Below are 16,177 nucleotides of genomic sequence, written 5' to 3'. Positions count from 1 at the left end.
GTGCTGGGGGTTGGGGTGGGGCTTGCCCCTCGTGGGGGTAACATCCGCCTCCCCCTGGAGGGGGCGGCCCGCGCCCCCCCCCCCCCCGTCACCCCCGCGCCCCGCGCCGCCGGGGGGGCGGCGCGGTCCTCTCGACGTGCCGATCAGGGCCAGTCGACGGAGGGGCGCAGCGGCATGTGCGCGCCGCCCTCCCTGTCGAGCTTGACGCCGAGGATCTGGTGGAGCTGGACCTTGTTGCGCTCGAAGCCGACGATGCAGCCGGCCATGTAGAGCCGCCAGACCCTGGCCGTGCCCTGGCCGACCTCCTGGACGGCGTCCTCCCAGTTGTCGTCCAGGTTGTCGCACCAGAACTTCAGCGTGCGGGCGTAGTGCTCGCGCAGGTTCTCCTCGTGGCGCACCTCGAAGCCGGTGTTCTCCATCATCGACATGAGGTAGCCGGCCGACTCGAGTTCGCCGTCGGGGAAGACGTAGCGGTTGATGAAGCCGCCCTTGTTGATCGTCTTCTCGGTGCTGGTCGGGCGGGTGATGCAGTGGTTGAGCAGCCGGCCGCCGGGCCTGAGCTTGCCGTACAGGCCGGAGAAGTAGCCGGCGAGCTGATCTTTGCCGATGTGCTCGGTCAGACCGATGGAGCTGACGGCGTCGAAGTCGCCCTCGGGGATGTCGCGGTAGTCCATGAAGCGGACCTCCGCCAGGTCCTGCAGGCCCGCCTCGACGATCGCCTTCTGCGCCCACTCCGCCTGCTGCTTGGACAGCGTGACGCCGAGCGCCTTGACGCCGTACTCGCGGGCGGCGTGCATGACCATGCCGCCCCAGCCGCAGCCGACGTCCAGCAGGCGCATGCCGGGCTGGAGGCCGAGCTTCCTGGCCACCAGGTCGAACTTCGTGTACTGCGCCTCTTCCAGGCTCGCGTCCTCACGGGGGAAGACCGCGCAGGTGTAGGCCATGGACGGGCCGAGCACCCATTCGTAGAAGCGGTTGGACACGTCGTAGTGGTGGTGGATCGCCTCGGCGTCACGCTGCTTGGCGTGGCGCGAGCCGAGCCTGGCCAGCGTGCTCCTGCGCATCTCCTGGGGCGGCGGCGGCACGCGCATCAGCAGCGGCTTGGCGCCGAGCGCCCGCACCGCGTCGATCTTCTCGGACATGGTCAGATCGTTGGTGGTGATGTTCCACATGCGGTCGAGCAGGGTGTACATGTCGCCGTGGACGTCGATGTGCCCCGACACGTACGCCCTGGCCAGGCCCAGTTCCCCAGGCGCCTGGGCCAGGTAGGCCACGGCGATGGGGGACTTCACCTCGATGCGCACGTCCGCGCCGTCGGGACCGGCCTTGCTGCCGTCGTAGGCCATGAACGCGATGTTGGTGTTCGCACCAACGATCTTCTCAAAGATGCTCGCCAGAGCCATCTCTCACCTTCCCCGCACACACTTGTCGTACAGGTCCAGCAGGCGACCGTTCGGGTCGTATTCCCGCTTGACCGGCCAGTAAGCATCGCCGTTGTACAGCTGCCAGAACTGCTCACGGGCGTAGAAAGAGGTCGAGTAGAGCGACTTGTGCCCGTCGAGGTCGTGCACCTCGTTCTCGATCAGCCGGTTGTAGTAGCCGTCGAACTGTCCGCGCGGCAGCGGGACCAGGCCCCAGAAGCCGAAGTTGACGTAGAGCTTGCCCGTCTCCAACGGGTACAGCGGCCACTTGCTCGACGATCGGAGCGGGCACATCCACACCGGGGTCATGCCGACCTTGGCGTGGAAGAACTCGAGGAACTCCGCGCCCCGCTCGACCGGGGTCTCGACGTCCTGGATGACCGACTCCTGGACCGGGGCGTCGCGCCACCTGTCGACCCTGGCGACGACGCCGTACCTGCGGTCGAGGGCGACGAGCTTGCGGTAGACGTCGGAGCGCATCCACTTGCGCGGCATCAGCGAGCGCACCAGCGGCTGCTGCACGCCGAAGGCCCGCGAGCACCAGAACCAGTCGGTGTCCCATCTCCACAGGTAGTCGCGCACGGTCAGCCAGTCGCGGCCACGCTTGCGGATCGACTGGTAGTAGATGCGCATCCCCGTGTAGTCGGAGGTGTACGGCGCGCGCTCGGCGAAGCGGCCGAGCGTGATGTACATCTCCGTCGGGTCGAAGAACACCCCGTCCACGAAGTCGACGGGCTCGCCGTCGTGCGTCATCTGCTCGCTGATCTCCTGCATGGCCAGCATGCACTTGGCGGCGTCGGTGAAGCGCAGGTGGGTCAGCCTGACGTACGGCTGGACCTTCCTGAGCTTGATCCGGATCCTGAGCGCGTAGCCGAGCGTGCCGTAGGAGTTGGGGAAGGACCTGAACAGATCACGGTGCTCGTTGTCGTCGCGAGCGACCACGATGCGCCCGTCGCCGGTCAGGATCTCCAGCTCCTCGACCGACTCGTGCGGCAGGCCGTCCCTGAAGCTGGTCGACTCGATGCCGAGCCCCGTCACCGCTCCCCCGAGCGTGATCGTCTTCAGCTGGGGCACGACGTACGGCATGAGCCCGTGCGGCAACGTGGCGTCGACCAGGTTCTCGTAGGTCGTCATGCCCTGGACCTCGGCCGTCATGCTGACCGGATCCACGCTGATGACCTCGTCGAGGTCGCGGGCCGACAGCTTGGCGGTCTTGCCCGTGTCGCGGAACCTGAACAGGTTCGAGGTCGCCTTGGCCAGACGAGGAGCCGCGTCGGCGGGCATCTCGGCGTAGGACTGCCTGATCTGTTCGACGGCCCGCTGGTGTGCCGACATCGTTGTCACAGAAACACCCCCAGAAGCTGTGGTCGAGATCGTCCGTAAGACCGTATCTCTCCGAATCAACATCGAACAGACCGGGGTCGTTAAACGTACGAAAACTTCCCATCTTCGCAGGTGAAGCCGCTGTTAGCCGGGGAACCGACAGGAAAGTCTACTTACCAGAAACGCCACGCCTGCGGACCTGCGCGGGAGCGTCGTTGACCACGTTGGCGATCTTCGTTTCGTCGAGCGCGGCGGCCAGGTTGGCCAGCATCGCGGAGACCAGCCTTCCGGTCGTCTGGGGGGTGACGCCCGCCACGTGCGGCGAGAGCAGGACGCCCTCCAGCTCGCGCAGCGGGTCGCCGTCCGGCAGCGGCTCGGTCTCGAAGACGTCGAGGGCCGCGCCCGCCAGGTGTCCCTCGCGCAGCGCGGCGGCCAGCGCCCGCTGGTCGACGACGCCGCCGCGGGCTGCGTTGACCAGCAGCGCGCCCTTCTTCATCGCGGCCGGATCGACGAGCCCGCGCGTCTGCTCGGACAGCGCGATCACCACGACCAGCACGTCGGCGGTGGCGACCACCTCGTCGAGCGGGGCATAGCCGGCGCCACGCGGGGTGCGCGTCCAGTGCGAGACCTGACAGCCGAACGCCTCGAACAGGCGGGCGCAGCGCTCGCCGATCGGCCCGTAGCCGACGATGCCGACCCGGGAGCCGGACAGCTCGCGCGGGCCGAGGTCGAGCTGCGGCCACCGGCCCGCGCGCACGGCCGCGTCGGCTTCGGGCAGGCGCCGGGCCAGGGCCAGGGCCGCGCCCACGCACCACTCGGCCACCGCCGCCGCGCTGACGCCCGCGGTGTTGGCCAGCGGGACCCCTGCCGCCGAGAGCGCCGCCAGGTCGTGGCCGTCGACGCCGACGGAGGGCTGCTGGACAAAGGCCAGCCGGGGCGCGGCGGCGACCGCGGCGGCGTCCATGACCAGGCCGCCGCTCCAGTCGCCGAGCACGAGCTCGGCCTCGGGCAGCGCGGCGTCCATCGCGGCCCTGTCGCGGGCGGTCACGAGCGTGATGCGCTCGCCCAGCGGGGCGAGCAGGGCGCGCAGCGCGTCGGGCGGCAGCGGGGCGAGGGCCAGCAGATTCCACGGAGTCATGAGGCCGACCCTAGGACGCGGGCCGGACCCTGACCACACTCGAAAAACGTGGCGTCAGGCGCCTGGGGTGAAGCTGCCCATCACCTGGCGCATCATCCGGCCGTGGCGCCGCCACTGCTCCTCGGCGACCGTCCACGACACCACGTAGGCCGTGTCGCCCGAGACCACCGCCCGCCGTACCTCGTGGTAGAGCCGCCCCTCCGTCGCCCACGGGTGCCCGGCGGCGGCGGTCCAGGTGAACTCCCAGTCCACCGCGCCTAGCGCGGCGCTCTTGCGGCGCACGGTCCGCACGTCCGTGGCCGCGGTCATGGCCTCCTCCGCGTCGCGCAGGATCTGGTGCGGGTCGAGCGTGGCGTACTGCTGTTCGACGCCGAGATGGGCGGAGCGGTCGGGGCGGGTCCACTGCGTGTAGGCCTCGGCCCGGGCGCCCCTCCACCTGGTCGGCCGCTGGATCGACCAGCCGGCGGGCGAGCTCCACAGGCGGGTGATGGGCTTCCTGGAGACGGTGGGGGTGGGTGAGGCCGTCGCGGGAGGTGCGGACGTGGCGGGGGCCGAGGCCAGGGGGCTGGCGGCCTGGGCCTGCGGCAGGCGCGCGCTGCCCTGCGCGGCCTCGGGTGAGAGCTTCAGGTAGGCGCCGGCTCCGACGGTCACGACCAGCACGGCCACCGCGGCCGCCATCAACGTCGTACGGCTGGCGCGCCTGCGAGCGGGCGGCCGGTCGTCGTAGTCGTCGTCGCGCCTGGCGGCCTGCCGGTCGATGATCTCCGCCAGGAGTGCGTCGGCCTCGGCCGCGCTCAGCCGTTCCTCTGGCTCCTTCTTCAGCAGCCCCTTCAGCACGGGATGCAGCGCGGGAGGGATCCTGCGGTAGTCGGGCTCCTCCCCCAGCAGCGCCGACAGGGTGGCCATCGGCTCGCCCCGTTCGAACGGCGAGCGCCCGGTGAGGGCGGCGTAGAGGGTCGCGCCGAGCGACCACAGGTCTGAGGGAGGGCCGATGTCGTCGAGAGCGCGCACCCGCTCGGGGGCGAGGAAGGCGGGCGACCCGGTGACCATGCCGGTCCTGGTGAGGGAGCTGTCACCCTCGGCGGTGGCGATGCCGAAGTCGGTCAGGACCGCCCGGCCGTCGTCGCACAGCAGGATGTTGCTCGGCTTGACGTCGCGGTGCAGGATGCCGACGTCGTGGGCGGCCTTCAGCGCCGCCAGCACCTGACGGCCGACGTCGGCGGCCTCCTTGATCGGCAGCGCGCCGTGGGTGGCGACGACGTCGTCGAGGGAGGGCGCGCGGACCAGCTCCATGATGATCCACGGGCGGCCGCCCTCCTCCACGACGTCATAGACGGCCACGACGCTCGGGTGGTTGAGCTTGGCCGCCGTGCGCGCCTCGCGGGCGGTGCGCATCAGGTGGCGCTCCCTGTCGCTCTTGGAGAGCTCGGGCGGGAGCAGGACCTCCTTGACCGCTATCGACCGGTTCAGCAGCGTGTCGTGGCCCTCCCAGACCACGCCCATGCCGCCCCTGCCCAGCTCTCTGGCCAGGCGGTAGCGATGGGCGACCAGCTGATCGGATTCCGAAGCCATAAGGCGCAAGTTTCCCATAACCCCGGCAACGGTGCGGGCCAGTCTGTCCGGTATGTCGATCTTAGTGGGACTGTCGCGGCGCGGCCGTACCGAATAAAGTTCTTGAACATGACTCAGGGACCGCTGGCAGGGGTGAAGGTGCTGGAGCTGGCCGGGCTCGCTCCCGGCCCGTTCGCCGGGATGATGCTCGCCGACCACGGGGCCGAGGTGCTGCGCGTCGACAGGGTCGCGGCCGTCTCCGACCGGCCGCGCACGGACGTGATGGATCGCGGCAAGCGCACGATCGGGCTCGATCTGAAGTCGGCCGAGGGCGTGGCGGCGTTCAAGGAGCTGGCCGCCAACGCCGACGTGGTCATCGAGGTCTTCAGGCCCGGCGTGGCCGAACGCCTGGGCATCGGCCCCGACGACCTGCACGCCGTCAACGAGCGCCTGGTCTACGGCAGGATGACCGGCTGGGGCCAGGACGGGCCGCTGGCCGCCAGCGCGGGCCACGACATCGACTACATCGCGATCTCGGGCGCGCTGTCCATGCTCGGGCGCGCGGGCGACAAGCCCACCCCGCCGATCAACATCCTCGGCGACTTCGCCGGCGGCGGCCTCATGCTCGCGTACGGCGTGCTGCTGGCCCTGTTCGAGCGCGAGAGGACCGGCAGGGGAAGGGTCATCGACGCGGCGATGGTGGACGGCGCGGCCCTGCTGTTCGCGATGTTCTACCGGGCGGGATGGGGGCCGAGGGGCACCAACCTGCTCGACACGGGAGCGCCGTTCTACGACACCTACGAGACGGCCGACGGGGGCTTCATGGCGCTCGGCGCGCTGGAGCCGCAGTTCTGGGCGGAGTTCGTGGAGCGGATGGGCCTCGAGGAGCTGCCCGACAGGAACGACCCCGCGCAGTGGCCCGCGCTCAGGCTCCGCCTGGAGGCGGCCTTCAGGCAGCGGACGCGGGCGGAGTGGGAGGCGGTCTTCGACGGCTCCGACGCGTGCGTCTCACCGGTGCTGTCGATGGCGGAGGCGGCCGCGCACCCGCACAACACCGCGCGCGGCCTGTTCACCACGGTCGGCGAGGTCACCCAGCCCGTGCCCGCGCCCCGCCTGCTCGGCGCGCCCGAGCCTGACCTGTCGCCCGCCACCAGGCTGGAGGACCTGACGGCGTGGGGACTGGACCAGGAGCGGGCGGCCAAGCTCAGGCAGGCGGGCGTGCTGGCCTGAGCACACGTTGTTCCGAATGTAGTAGATGTACTACATTTCTCAGCATGGATACTGTGGTGAACGTCCGCGGGCTGCGGATGTCGTACGGCAAGCGCGAGGTCCTGCGCGGCGTCGACCTCGACGTCAGGCGCGGCGAGACCCTCGCGCTGCTCGGCCCCAACGGCGCCGGCAAGACGACCACGATCGAGATCCTCGAAGGCTTCAGAAGCCGCGCGGGCGGCGAGGTACAGGTGCTCGGCGAAGACCCGGCCAAGGGCGACGACGCCTGGCGGGCCAAGCTGGGCGTGGTGCTGCAGAACTGGCGCGACCACCCCCGCTGGCGGGTCGCCACCCTGCTCGACCACATCGCCGCCCACTACCCCGACCCGTGGGACACCGGCGAGCTGCTGAGGGCGCTCGGCCTGGGCAAGCAGGCGGCCGCCAAGGTCGGCCAGCTGTCCGGCGGCCAGCGGCGCAGGCTCGACGTGGCGCTCGGCATCGTCGGCAGGCCCGAACTGCTCTTCCTCGACGAGCCGACCACAGGCTTCGACCCGGAGGCGCGCAGGGAGTTCCACGACCTGATCGAGAGCCTCGACACGACGATCGTGCTCACCACGCACGACCTGACCGAGGCCGAGAAGCTCGCCGACCGCATCGCCGTCCTGGTCGAGGGGCGCATCGCGGTGTTCGGCACACCTGACGAGCTGGCCGAGGCCGTACAGGCGCCGTCGCTGGTGCGCTGGCGGGACGGGGCCGAGCAGACGGGCGAGCCGTCCGAGCTGGCCTGGCGGCTGCACCAGCAGTACGGCGGCCCCGTCCCCGGCCTGGAGATCAGGCGTCCGACGCTCGAGGAGAGCTACCTCAACCTGGTGGAAAGGAGTGCGGCGTGAACACGTTGACGCTGGGAGTCAGGCGCGGCCTCATCGAGCAGGGCTCGATCATGCGCGACGGCAAGGAGCTCGGCGGCCAGCTGGGCGGCCTGGTGATGTTCGTGCTGCTGATGCTCTGGATCGGCGGCAACCCCGCGGGCGGCGGGGTCGGGATGGGCGCCTTCATGGCGGTCGGCTTCATCGCCTTCACCGTGTTCTCCGCGGGCATGATGTCGCTGCCGATGCTGATCGCCGCCGACCGGGAGGAGGGCGCGCTGCTGCGGCTGCGCGCCCTGCCGAAGGGCATCCCCGTGTACGTCACGGGCCGGGCGGTCTCGCTGCTGGTGCACATCGTGGTCAACTCGGCGATCATGATGGCCCTCGGCGCGGCGCTCGGCGGCCTCGGCACGCCCTCCAACTGGCTGACGCTGGCGTGGGCGCTCGGGCTCGGCGCGCTCGCGGTGGTGCCGCTCGGCACGGCCATCGGCGCCATGCTGCCGAACGCCAAGGCCGCGGCCGCGGTCATCGGGCTGCCCACCATGTTCCTGATGATCATGTCGGGGGTGATGATCCCGCTGCGGATGATGCCCGAGGCGGTGCAGTGGATCGCGCAGGCCTTCCCGCTCTACTGGCAGGGTCACGCGCTGCGGGCGGCGTTCTTCGACTCGGCGGCGGGCGAGCTGCACGGCGTCTGGGAGCTCGGCACGGCGGCGATGGTGATGGGGGCGTGGGCGGTGGCCGGTATGGTGCTCGCACCGTGGCTGTTGCGCAGGGTCACTCGCAAGTGAGGATTCCCGGTGTCGAACGAGGTCGTCTACAACAGGATCCCGATGCTCAGGGCCGAGCGGGGGATCTCCCGTAAGGACCTGGCGGCGGCGCTGGGCGTGCACTACCAGACGGTCGGCTATCTGGAGCGGGGCGAGTACAGCCCCTCGCTGTTCCTCGCCCTGAAGATCGCCGAGTATTTCGAGGTGCCGGTGGAGGTCGTCTTCTCGCTCCATCCGTTCGCCAGGCTGGGGTCGTGATGGGAACGCGGTCGATGGGGAACTGGTCGTGATGGAGAGCTGGTCGTGATGGGGAACTGGTCGTGATGGGGAACCGGTCGTGATGGGGAGCTGGGAGAAGCGGCGCGACCGCCTGGAGAGGCTGCCGGCCAGCCCCCTGTGGGCGACCAGGCCCGCCCGCCGCCGCCTGGTCGTGGTCGGCGCGGCGGCGCTGGTGGTGCTGTGGGCGGGGCTGGTGGTGCTGTGGGCGGGGCTGGTGGTGATCGCCCGCTACGCCCCGAGCGACCTGGCCCGCAACGTCTACCTGTCGATGTTCGGCATCAGCCTGCTGGTCGGCCTTCCCGTGGTCGGCTGGCTGCACGCGGCCACCAGAGGCAGCCTCTCCCTGCCGGAGCGCTACCTCGACGAGCGGCAGTCGCACGATCGGCGCAGGGCCTTCGCCTCCGCCCACCGCGCGACCAGCCTGGTGCTCGGCTCACTGTTCGTGCTGGCGAACGTCTGGAGCTACGCCGATGGCCAGCTCACCCTGGTCGTGCCGCTGGCCCTGGTGGCGCCGCTGGCGCTGACGCTGTTCGTGACGCACTACACGATCCCGCTGCTCATCGCGGGCTGGCAGGTGGCCGACCCGCCCGACGACGACGAGTGACTCACACCGCGATGTAGAGATCGGCGCCCGCCGGGTGGTGCACCTCCAGATCGGTGGCGAACGACCTGGCGGGCGTGCCGCCCGACTCGGTGTGCTTCCACACCTGCTGCCAGGCGTCGATGATGGCCTGCGGCATCTGCCCTCTGGCCGCCACCTTCAACGCCTGACCGGCGGGCACCCGTACCGCGACCATGCCCTCGGGCAGCCGTGGAACGGTCCGCACGCCGACCCCGACGATCTGCGTGTACGCGCCGTGGTGATCGCTCTCGTAGTCGGTCAGCACCGCGTAAAGGTTTTCGTCGAGCCTGCCGGGAACGTGCGCGAACGCCCCCGGCGCCCCCGCCCGCTGCCACAGCACCGGCAGCCTCGCCCTCGACGGGTCGAGCTCGTCTACGTTCGTGGTCCGTACGGCAAGGCCGACGACCAGCAGCTCGGACCGCTCCACGATCTCCAACGCGTCCTCCATCCCCCGGATCCGTCCCGCAGATCATATGGCCATCGAAAGCGGGAAAGACCCCAGGTGACCGCGTGGGCTCGCGAGTAGGGCCATGTCCGGTTTTCGCCAGTAGGATGGACGAACGTGAAGTTTCTCAACGGACTCGAGCCGTCATACGACCTGACCTACAGCGACGTGTTCATGGTCCCGTCGCGGTCCTCGATCGGCTCCAGGCTCGCGGTCGACCTGTCGACCAACGACGGCACGGGCACCACCCTGCCCCTCGTGGTCGCCAACATGACCGCGGTCGCCGGTCGGCGCATGGCCGAGACCGTCGCCCGCAGGGGCGGCCTCGCGGTCATCCCGCAGGACATCCCGATCGACGTCGTCGCCGACGTCGTCGACTGGGTGAAGAAGCGGGACCTGGTGCACGACACACCGCTCACGCTCACCCCGCACGACACCGTCGGCGAGGCGCTGGCGCTGCTGCCCAAGCGGGCGCACGGCGCCGTCATCGTCGTCGACTGGGACAACCGCCCCGTCGGCGTCGTCACCGAGGCCGACTGCCACGGCGTCGACATGTTCACCCAGCTCTCGCAGGTCATGTCGGCCCACCTGCTCACGCTGCCGGCGGGGCTCGACCCGCGCGAGGCGTTCGACATGCTGCACGAGGGCCGCCACCGCCTCGCGCCCATCGTCGACGGCGAGGGCCGCCTGGTCGGCATCCTGACCCGCACCGGCGCCCTGCGCGCCACCCTCTACCAGCCCGCGCTCGACGCCCAGGGCAGGCTGCGCGTCGCCGCCGCCGTCGGCGTCAACGGCGACGTGGCCGCCAAGGCCAAGGAACTGCTCGAGGCGGGCGTCGACTGCCTCGTCGTCGACACCGCCCACGGGCACCAGGAGAAGATGGTCTCCGCGCTGCGCGCCGTCAGGGCGCTCGACCCCGGCGTGCCCGTCGCCGCGGGCAACGTGGTGACCGCCGAGGGCGTCCGCGACCTGGTCGACGCCGGCGCCGACATCCTCAAGGTGGGCGTCGGCCCCGGCGCGATGTGCACAACCAGGATGATGACGGGCGTGGGCCGGCCGCAGTTCTCCGCCGTGCTCGAGTGCTCGGCCGAGGCACGCCGCCTCGGCAGGCACGTGTGGGCCGACGGCGGGGTACGGCACCCGCGCGACGTGGCCCTCGCCCTCGCGGCCGGCGCGGCGAACGTCATGATCGGTTCGTGGTTCGCCGGCACCTACGAGTCGCCCGGCGACGCTCGCACCGACGCCGACGGCCGTCAGTACAAGGAGAACTTCGGGATGGCCTCGGCGCGTGCCGTACGGCTGCGCACCGCCGAAGACAGCCCGTTCGAGCGGGCCCGCAAGGCGCTGTTCGAGGAGGGCATCTCCACCTCCCGCATGTACCTCGACCCGCAGCGGCCCAGCGTCGAGGACCAGATCGACGCGATCGTGGCGGGCCTGCGCTCCTCGTGCACCTACGCGGGCGCGACGACGCTGGAGGAGTTCCACGAGCGGGCGGTGGTCGGCATCCAGAGCTCGTCCGGCTACACCGAGGGCATGCCGCTGCACCAGAGCTGGTAGGCGGCCGGCTCCGTGACGGCGTCGACGCTGACGCCGCGCGGGGCCAGCTCCACCGCCAGCGCCGCGCACAGGCTCTCGACGGCGGCCTTCATGGCGGCGTCGAGAGCGTGGCGGGCCTCCTCGGGCACGAGGACGACGACCGACGAGCCGCCGCCCATCAGCGGCAGCAGGCGCCTGATCAGCGCGGTGACCCTGGTGAAGTTCTCCCCCACGAGGGCGTGCTCGGCCCTGGCGGTCACCGACGCGAACGGCGCCTCCGTCACGGCCGTCGCGGCGGTGACCAGGAGGTCGATCCTGCCGTAGCGCTCCTGGACGGCTGTCGCGAGCACGTTCAGCGCCATCGGGTCGGCCAGGTCGAGCGTCAGGGCCAGATCGGCCGCCTTCGTGGGACCCGCTTTCGCGGGACCTGCCACCATCCCAGGCCCGGCCGACTTCGCGGGACCGGCCGCTTTCGCTGCGCCCTCGCAGACGACCACGGTCGCGCCCGCGGCCGCGAGCGTCCCTGCGACGCCACCCGTCGCGCCGGTGACCACGGCGACTCGTCCGCTCAGCGAGATGGCCATGCGATCAGTTCACCACGAACCGGCGCGGCCGACCACGATCCGCCCGCGCCAGGGGGCACCGGCTCAGGCTGCCATAGAGTCTGTGGGTCAGAAGAACATCCACCAAGGAGACCATCGTGGCACTCGAGAAGCCGGAGATCGACTTCCCGGAGGGCAACCCGCCCGCCGACCTGGAGATCGTCGACATCGTTGAGGGGGACGGCCCCGAGGCCAAGCCTGGACACAACGTCCAGGTGCACTACGTCGGCGTCGCCTTCTCCTCGGGTGAGGAGTTCGACGCGTCATGGAACAGGGGCACGCCGTTCGAGTTCCCGCTGGGCGGCGGGCGCGTCATCGCGGGCTGGGACCAGGGCGTGGCGGGGATGAAGGTCGGGGGACGGCGCAAGCTCGTCATCCCGCCGCACCTCGGTTACGGCAACCGTGGCGCCGGCCGCGCCATCAAGCCGGGTGAGACGCTCATCTTCGTCGTCGACCTGCTCGGCGTACGCTGACCTTCGCGCCCGTGTGGGGTACGGCCCCGCCGTACCCCACACCCCCGGGTCCTCGCATCCCCCGGCACTTCGGTCTCCCAGCCGACCCGGCCCCGACACCCGGGTCTCCCTGAACCGGGCCGCCCACCCCGCACCCGAGACCTCAGCCCCCCGCGAACCCCGGGACCTCACCCACGGGCCCGTCCCTTGGCCCCGATGCCCCCGCACGCGGAACAGGCCCGCACCAACCCCGCCTGGAGCACAACCTCAACCACTCACCGGGCGGGCCCGCACCAACCACACCCAGCGGGCCCAATGACCCCCACCACGCATGCCGGGGGGCCCACGCCAACCCACGCACCCGCAAACCCGAAGAACTCCCACGCCCGGAGCCTCTTCGGGGCCCAGGGTATGGGTTTGCCGCGGGCCTGCCGGTGGGCTACGGCTGAGACCGCTCCATCGCGCGGAGGCCAGGCGCGACTTTGTCGGTCCCGTAGGGCAACATAAGCGGTGTGCTACTGATCGACGTCGTCCGCGTCTCCGAGGCCGTGGCCAGGACGTCCGCCCGGCTGGGCAAGATCGGCCACCTGGCCGAGCTGCTGGGCCGCGTCGGCCCCGACGAGGCGGAGATCGCGATCGCCTACCTGTCGGGCGAGCTCCCCCAGCGCCAGATCGGCGTCGGCTGGCGCACGCTGCAGGACCCTCCCCCGCCCAAACTCGTCGCCACCGCCACCCTCACCGACATCGATGCCCTCCTGACCCGCATCAAGGGCCTCTCGGGCCCCGGCTCGCAGGCCGCCCGCAAGGCCATGGTCGAGGAGCTGTTCACCGCCGTCACCAGCCAGGAGCAGTCCTTCCTGCTGCGCCTGCTGTCCGGCGAGCTGCGGCAGGGCGCGCTCGACGGCGTGATGATCGAGGCGATCGCCAAGGCCTCCGGCGCCGCCTCGGCCGACGTACGGCGAGCGCTCACGCTGCGCGGCTGGCTGCCCGCGGTCGGCGCCGCCGCGCTGTCCGGCGGCGTCGAGGCGTTGCGCGCCTTCAAACTGGAGGTGGGCCGCCCCGTCGCCCCCATGCTCGCGGGCAGCGCCCCCAGCGTGCACGCCGTGCTGGAGAAGATCGGTGGCGAGGCGGCGCTGGAGTGGAAGCTCGACGGCATCCGCGTCCAGACCCACCGCTCGGGCGACGACGTCACGGTCTTCACCCGCACGCTCGATGACATCACCGACCAGGTCCCCGAGCTGGTCGAGGCGGTCCTCGCGCTGCCCTCGACCGACCTGGTGCTCGACGGCGAGGTCATCGCGCTGCGTCCCGACGGCCGCCCCCAGCCGTTCCAGGTGACCGCGAGCAGGGTCAGCAGCAAGACCGACGTGCCCAGGTTGCGCGAACAGACCCCGCTCAGTGTCTTCTTCTTCGACGCGCTCAGGGTCGACGGCGCCGACCTGCTCGACCTGCCGTACACCGAGCGCCAGGAGCGGCTCGCCGCCACCGTCCCGGCCGCGCTGCTCACCCCCCGCCTGGTCACCGGCGACCTGCCCGCCGCCGAGTCCTTCTTCACCGAGGTCGTACGGCGGGGCCACGAAGGGCTGGTCGCCAAGTCCCTCACCTCCCCGTACGCGGCCGGGCGGCGTGGCGCCGGCTGGATCAAGGTCAAGCCGCGCCACACGCTCGACCTGGTCGTCCTGGCCGCCGAATGGGGCCACGGCCGGCGCGAGGGCAAGCTGTCCAACCTCCACCTGGGCGCCCGCGATCCTGACAGCGGGGCGTTCGTCATGCTGGGCAAGACGTTCAAGGGGTTGACCGACGAACTGCTCGCCTGGCAGACCGAACGCTTCCTGGAGATCGCCGACGGCCCCACCGACGGCTGGACGGTCGCGCTCCGGCCCGAACTGGTCGTGGAGATCGCCTTCGACGGCGTGCAGCGGTCGCCGCGCTACCCGGGCGGGATGGCGCTCCGGTTCGCGCGCGTCCTTCGATACCGGCCGGACAAGCGGGCCGAAGAGGCCGACACCGTGGAGACCGTTCGCTCCCTGATGGTGTAGCCCACAGGACCCCTCAGGCCCCGTCAACCACAGGACTCTTCGGGCCCCATCGCCCACGGGGCCGCTCAGACTCCGGCTGCCTGCGGGGCTGTTCGAGCCTGTAGCCCACACGACTGTTCGGGCTCATAGCCCACAAAACCTTCAGACTCCGTCACCCACCGGACGACTCGGACTCCGGCTGCCTGCGGGTTCCACCGGTCCTGCGGTTCCGGCTCGTGGCTTCTGCGACGTTGACCACCCTGGGAGCCGCCCTCCTTCGGCACCGCCTACGGAACCGTCGTCCTGTGCACCGCGCCCGAGGTGCCGTCAGCGGGCCGCTGGTGCAGGCACTGGTACAGGTGCAGGTGCCCCCGAAAAGCCACGCACGATCGCGGCTCAGGTACGTCGGTCAGAGTTCCCACGCCCCGCAGCCCCAGGAGGCCGGGGCGGTGGTCACTTCACGAGGCGGACCGTCAGCGGGTAGCGGAAGTCGTTCTCGGCCAGCGCCGCCACGCCACCGACGATCGCCAGGACGAACGCGGCAACCCAGATCACCGGCACGAGCACGATCCCCACGATCGTGAACGGCAGCAGGACCGTCGCGCCCAGCACGGTCAGGTGGAAGTTCAGCGCCTCGATCGCGTGGTGCCGGATGTACGGCGAGGTCTTGCCGCCGGTGAGTAGCAGGATCAGCGGCCCGACGATGACCAGACCGAGCAGCGCCAGGAGGTGAGCCGCGGCGCCACCGACGCGTTCGTTGCTGTCGGCGGGCAGGCCGTGCGGTTTGGGCGCCGGACGTGCGGCGGCTTTGGGCGGCGCGGCGATCGAATGCCAGTGGTGCTGCGGGCCGTACAGCTCGGTCATGATGGGCATGAGGTCACCGTGGGTGCGCGCCGTCATGGCCCTGCCGAGGCGCTCGTCGAACTCGTACTTGTCGAACCGTCCCTCGGCGTATGCCGCCTTGACGTGCTCGACCACGTGTTCGCGATCCTGGTTGGTGACGCGCAACTCCATCGGCGGCACCCTGCCGTGCCCCCGGGATGCCGGCGCTGGTGTTTGTGCCGATGCCATGAATGCCATGCCTTTCCTCGACGGGCGATCTGAGGTCATCCTCCTCCGCGCTCTCATGGCGGCACATCGGGAGAAACCCCGATCTCTCCCCGATAACAGCCCGGACGCGGGCGGCCGCCGGACGATATAAAAAGGAGGCATGAGATGGCGAGACCGCTACGGGCTGCGGCGCTGGCGCGGGAACAAGATTGCGAAGTTCGACCGTGAAGCGACCGACGGCGATATCGAGGCGCTCATCGCCTTCGCCAAGTCGCGGCGTGGAGTGGAGTTCTTCGTCGAGCCCGAGACCTTTGCCACCGACACGACCGCGGTCGCCGTCGCCGATGACGGCGAGTGGACCAGGCGCCGCGTGGGCGCACCCCAGGTGATCCACAAGGTGGCTCGCGACCTGGCACTGCCCGTTTACGATGTCCAGCTCACGGGATACCCACCCCGCATGCGGGCCTACAACGAGCGGCGCAAGCGCGAGGACTTGGGCTGACGCAGCCCGCGTGCCGGATGGGTTCGGAGGCCCGCACTTCTTTCCTTTCCGTGCGACCGATTCACCGCTTTCTCTCGCATGCACCGGGAGTCTCGCGGCTTTGGGTGTAGGCGTTGCGGTGCGCCTGCTCTCCGTTCCCTCGCGGTCCAGGCAGTCTCACGGCTCCCGGGATGGACGTCGCCCTGCGCCTGCTCTCCCCCACAGGCCGGGCAGTCTCACGGTTCCCGGGTACGTTTGCCGTGCGCCTGCTCGCTCCCAGGCCCGGCAGTCATGCAGCTCCCGGGAAGGACACGCCTGCTGCTAGGGCGTGTTTCAGAAGTGGATCACGTGAGTGATCTACTTCTGGGATGATCTTCGGGTGGGTCGTGGTGATTTGACCGCCGCTCAGTGGGC

At 70.7% G+C, this 16,177-nt stretch carries 16 protein-coding genes; 9 read left to right on the top strand and 7 right to left on the bottom strand.

Going from position 1 to position 16,177, the window contains the following annotated elements:
• Positions 1 to 143: 143 nt before the first annotated feature.
• From ACFXJ8_RS42985 to ACFXJ8_RS42970, 4 genes are all read right to left on the bottom strand, one after another.
• On the bottom strand, positions 144 to 1,403 hold the full coding sequence (locus ACFXJ8_RS42985) for a class I SAM-dependent methyltransferase (protein ID WP_379651197.1): 1,260 nt from the start codon (positions 1,401 to 1,403) through the stop codon (positions 144 to 146).
• A 3-nt stretch (positions 1,404 to 1,406) separates the two neighbouring features.
• Entirely contained in the window at positions 1,407 to 2,756 is a 1,350-nt protein-coding gene (locus ACFXJ8_RS42980; RefSeq protein ID WP_379651199.1) for an FAD-binding oxidoreductase, read from the bottom strand.
• Between the two features lie 157 nt (positions 2,757 to 2,913).
• Complete coding sequence (locus tag ACFXJ8_RS42975; RefSeq protein WP_379651195.1) at positions 2,914 to 3,882, bottom strand: NAD(P)-dependent oxidoreductase; 969 nt, start codon at positions 3,880 to 3,882, stop codon at positions 2,914 to 2,916.
• 54 nt (positions 3,883 to 3,936) lie between these two features.
• The gene (locus tag ACFXJ8_RS42970; protein ID WP_379651193.1) at positions 3,937 to 5,454 is read right to left on the bottom strand and encodes a serine/threonine-protein kinase; all 1,518 of its coding nucleotides are present in this window, start codon (positions 5,452 to 5,454) and stop codon (positions 3,937 to 3,939) included.
• Positions 5,455 to 5,562: 108 nt separating this feature from the next.
• Between ACFXJ8_RS42970 and ACFXJ8_RS42965 the strand changes: the two genes are divergently transcribed.
• The 5 genes from ACFXJ8_RS42965 to ACFXJ8_RS42945 all read left to right on the top strand — a co-directional run bounded on the left by ACFXJ8_RS42965 (position 5,563) and on the right by ACFXJ8_RS42945 (position 9,161).
• A complete protein-coding gene (locus tag ACFXJ8_RS42965) occupies positions 5,563 to 6,663 on the top strand; it encodes a CaiB/BaiF CoA transferase family protein (RefSeq protein WP_379651191.1) in 1,101 nt (366 codons plus the stop codon).
• A gap of 44 nt (positions 6,664 to 6,707) precedes the next feature.
• Entirely contained in the window at positions 6,708 to 7,532 is an 825-nt protein-coding gene (locus ACFXJ8_RS42960; protein WP_379651189.1) for an ABC transporter ATP-binding protein, read from the top strand.
• A complete protein-coding gene (locus ACFXJ8_RS42955; RefSeq protein WP_379651187.1) occupies positions 7,529 to 8,299 on the top strand; it encodes an ABC transporter permease in 771 nt (256 codons plus the stop codon). The genes ACFXJ8_RS42960 and ACFXJ8_RS42955 overlap by 4 nt, the downstream gene beginning before the upstream one ends.
• 42 nt (positions 8,300 to 8,341) lie before the next feature.
• Complete coding sequence (locus ACFXJ8_RS42950) at positions 8,342 to 8,536, top strand: helix-turn-helix transcriptional regulator (protein ID WP_203946469.1); 195 nt, start codon at positions 8,342 to 8,344, stop codon at positions 8,534 to 8,536.
• A gap of 79 nt (positions 8,537 to 8,615) precedes the next feature.
• Positions 8,616 to 9,161, top strand: a complete 546-nt coding sequence (locus ACFXJ8_RS42945; protein WP_379651185.1) for a hypothetical protein — start codon at positions 8,616 to 8,618, stop codon at positions 9,159 to 9,161.
• A gap of 1 nt (position 9,162) precedes the next feature.
• Here ACFXJ8_RS42945 and ACFXJ8_RS42940 read toward each other — a convergent pair whose 3' ends face one another.
• Positions 9,163 to 9,627: a GyrI-like domain-containing protein gene (locus tag ACFXJ8_RS42940; protein ID WP_379651183.1), complete on the bottom strand. Its 465-nt coding sequence runs from the start codon at positions 9,625 to 9,627 to the stop codon at positions 9,163 to 9,165.
• A gap of 114 nt (positions 9,628 to 9,741) precedes the next feature.
• On the opposite strand from ACFXJ8_RS42940, the gene ACFXJ8_RS42935 reads away from it, so the two are divergent.
• Positions 9,742 to 11,181, top strand: coding sequence for a GuaB1 family IMP dehydrogenase-related protein (locus ACFXJ8_RS42935; protein WP_379651182.1), 1,440 nt, complete (start codon positions 9,742 to 9,744; stop codon positions 11,179 to 11,181).
• On the opposite strand, the gene ACFXJ8_RS42930 is transcribed toward ACFXJ8_RS42935, so the two are convergent.
• Positions 11,145 to 11,744 carry an SDR family oxidoreductase gene (locus tag ACFXJ8_RS42930; protein ID WP_379651180.1) on the bottom strand — a complete coding sequence of 200 codons (600 nt, stop codon included), beginning with the start codon at positions 11,742 to 11,744 and terminating at the stop codon, positions 11,145 to 11,147. The two genes, ACFXJ8_RS42935 and ACFXJ8_RS42930, sit on opposite strands and share 37 nt — an antisense overlap.
• Positions 11,745 to 11,860: 116 nt before the next feature.
• Between ACFXJ8_RS42930 and ACFXJ8_RS42925 the strand changes: the two genes are divergently transcribed.
• A complete protein-coding gene (locus tag ACFXJ8_RS42925) occupies positions 11,861 to 12,235 on the top strand; it encodes an FKBP-type peptidyl-prolyl cis-trans isomerase (protein WP_379651178.1) in 375 nt (124 codons plus the stop codon).
• Between the two features lie 491 nt (positions 12,236 to 12,726).
• Positions 12,727 to 14,253, top strand: a complete 1,527-nt coding sequence (locus ACFXJ8_RS42920) for an ATP-dependent DNA ligase (RefSeq protein ID WP_379651177.1) — start codon at positions 12,727 to 12,729, stop codon at positions 14,251 to 14,253.
• Between the two features lie 432 nt (positions 14,254 to 14,685).
• On the opposite strand, the gene ACFXJ8_RS42915 is transcribed toward ACFXJ8_RS42920, so the two are convergent.
• Positions 14,686 to 15,246 (bottom strand): DUF1707 and DUF4870 domain-containing protein, encoded by a 561-nt coding sequence (locus ACFXJ8_RS42915; RefSeq protein ID WP_379651175.1) that lies wholly within the window; start codon positions 15,244 to 15,246, stop codon positions 14,686 to 14,688.
• Between the two features lie 196 nt (positions 15,247 to 15,442).
• Here ACFXJ8_RS42915 and ACFXJ8_RS42910 point away from each other — a divergent pair, with 196 nt between their 5' ends.
• Entirely contained in the window at positions 15,443 to 15,784 is a 342-nt protein-coding gene (locus tag ACFXJ8_RS42910) for a hypothetical protein (RefSeq protein ID WP_379651173.1), read from the top strand.
• Positions 15,785 to 16,177: the final 393 nt, after the last annotated feature.

Source organism: Nonomuraea sp. NPDC059194 (assembly GCF_042754765.1).
Lineage (GTDB): Bacteria > Actinomycetota > Actinomycetes > Streptosporangiales > Streptosporangiaceae > Nonomuraea.
The sequence above is the reverse complement of the archived record's forward strand: the minus strand, read 5'-3'. Positions and strand labels throughout refer to the sequence as shown.

Coding starts and splice junctions, on each gene's coding strand:
- ACFXJ8_RS42985 (WP_379651197.1), bottom strand. CDS start 1,403: ATGGCTCTGGCGAGCATCTTTGAGAAGATCGTTGGTGCGAACACCAAC.
- ACFXJ8_RS42980 (WP_379651199.1), bottom strand. CDS start 2,756: ATGTCGGCACACCAGCGGGCCGTCGAACAGATCAGGCAGTCCTACGCC.
- ACFXJ8_RS42975 (WP_379651195.1), bottom strand. CDS start 3,882: ATGACTCCGTGGAATCTGCTGGCCCTCGCCCCGCTGCCGCCCGACGCG.
- ACFXJ8_RS42970 (WP_379651193.1), bottom strand. CDS start 5,454: ATGGCTTCGGAATCCGATCAGCTGGTCGCCCATCGCTACCGCCTGGCC.
- ACFXJ8_RS42965 (WP_379651191.1), top strand. CDS start 5,563: ATGACTCAGGGACCGCTGGCAGGGGTGAAGGTGCTGGAGCTGGCCGGG.
- ACFXJ8_RS42960 (WP_379651189.1), top strand. CDS start 6,708: ATGGATACTGTGGTGAACGTCCGCGGGCTGCGGATGTCGTACGGCAAG.
- ACFXJ8_RS42950 (WP_203946469.1), top strand. CDS start 8,342: ATGCTCAGGGCCGAGCGGGGGATCTCCCGTAAGGACCTGGCGGCGGCG.
- ACFXJ8_RS42940 (WP_379651183.1), bottom strand. CDS start 9,627: ATGGAGGACGCGTTGGAGATCGTGGAGCGGTCCGAGCTGCTGGTCGTC.
- ACFXJ8_RS42930 (WP_379651180.1), bottom strand. CDS start 11,744: ATGGCCATCTCGCTGAGCGGACGAGTCGCCGTGGTCACCGGCGCGACG.
- ACFXJ8_RS42915 (WP_379651175.1), bottom strand. CDS start 15,246: ATGGAGTTGCGCGTCACCAACCAGGATCGCGAACACGTGGTCGAGCAC.
- ACFXJ8_RS42910 (WP_379651173.1), top strand. CDS start 15,443: ATGAGATGGCGAGACCGCTACGGGCTGCGGCGCTGGCGCGGGAACAAG.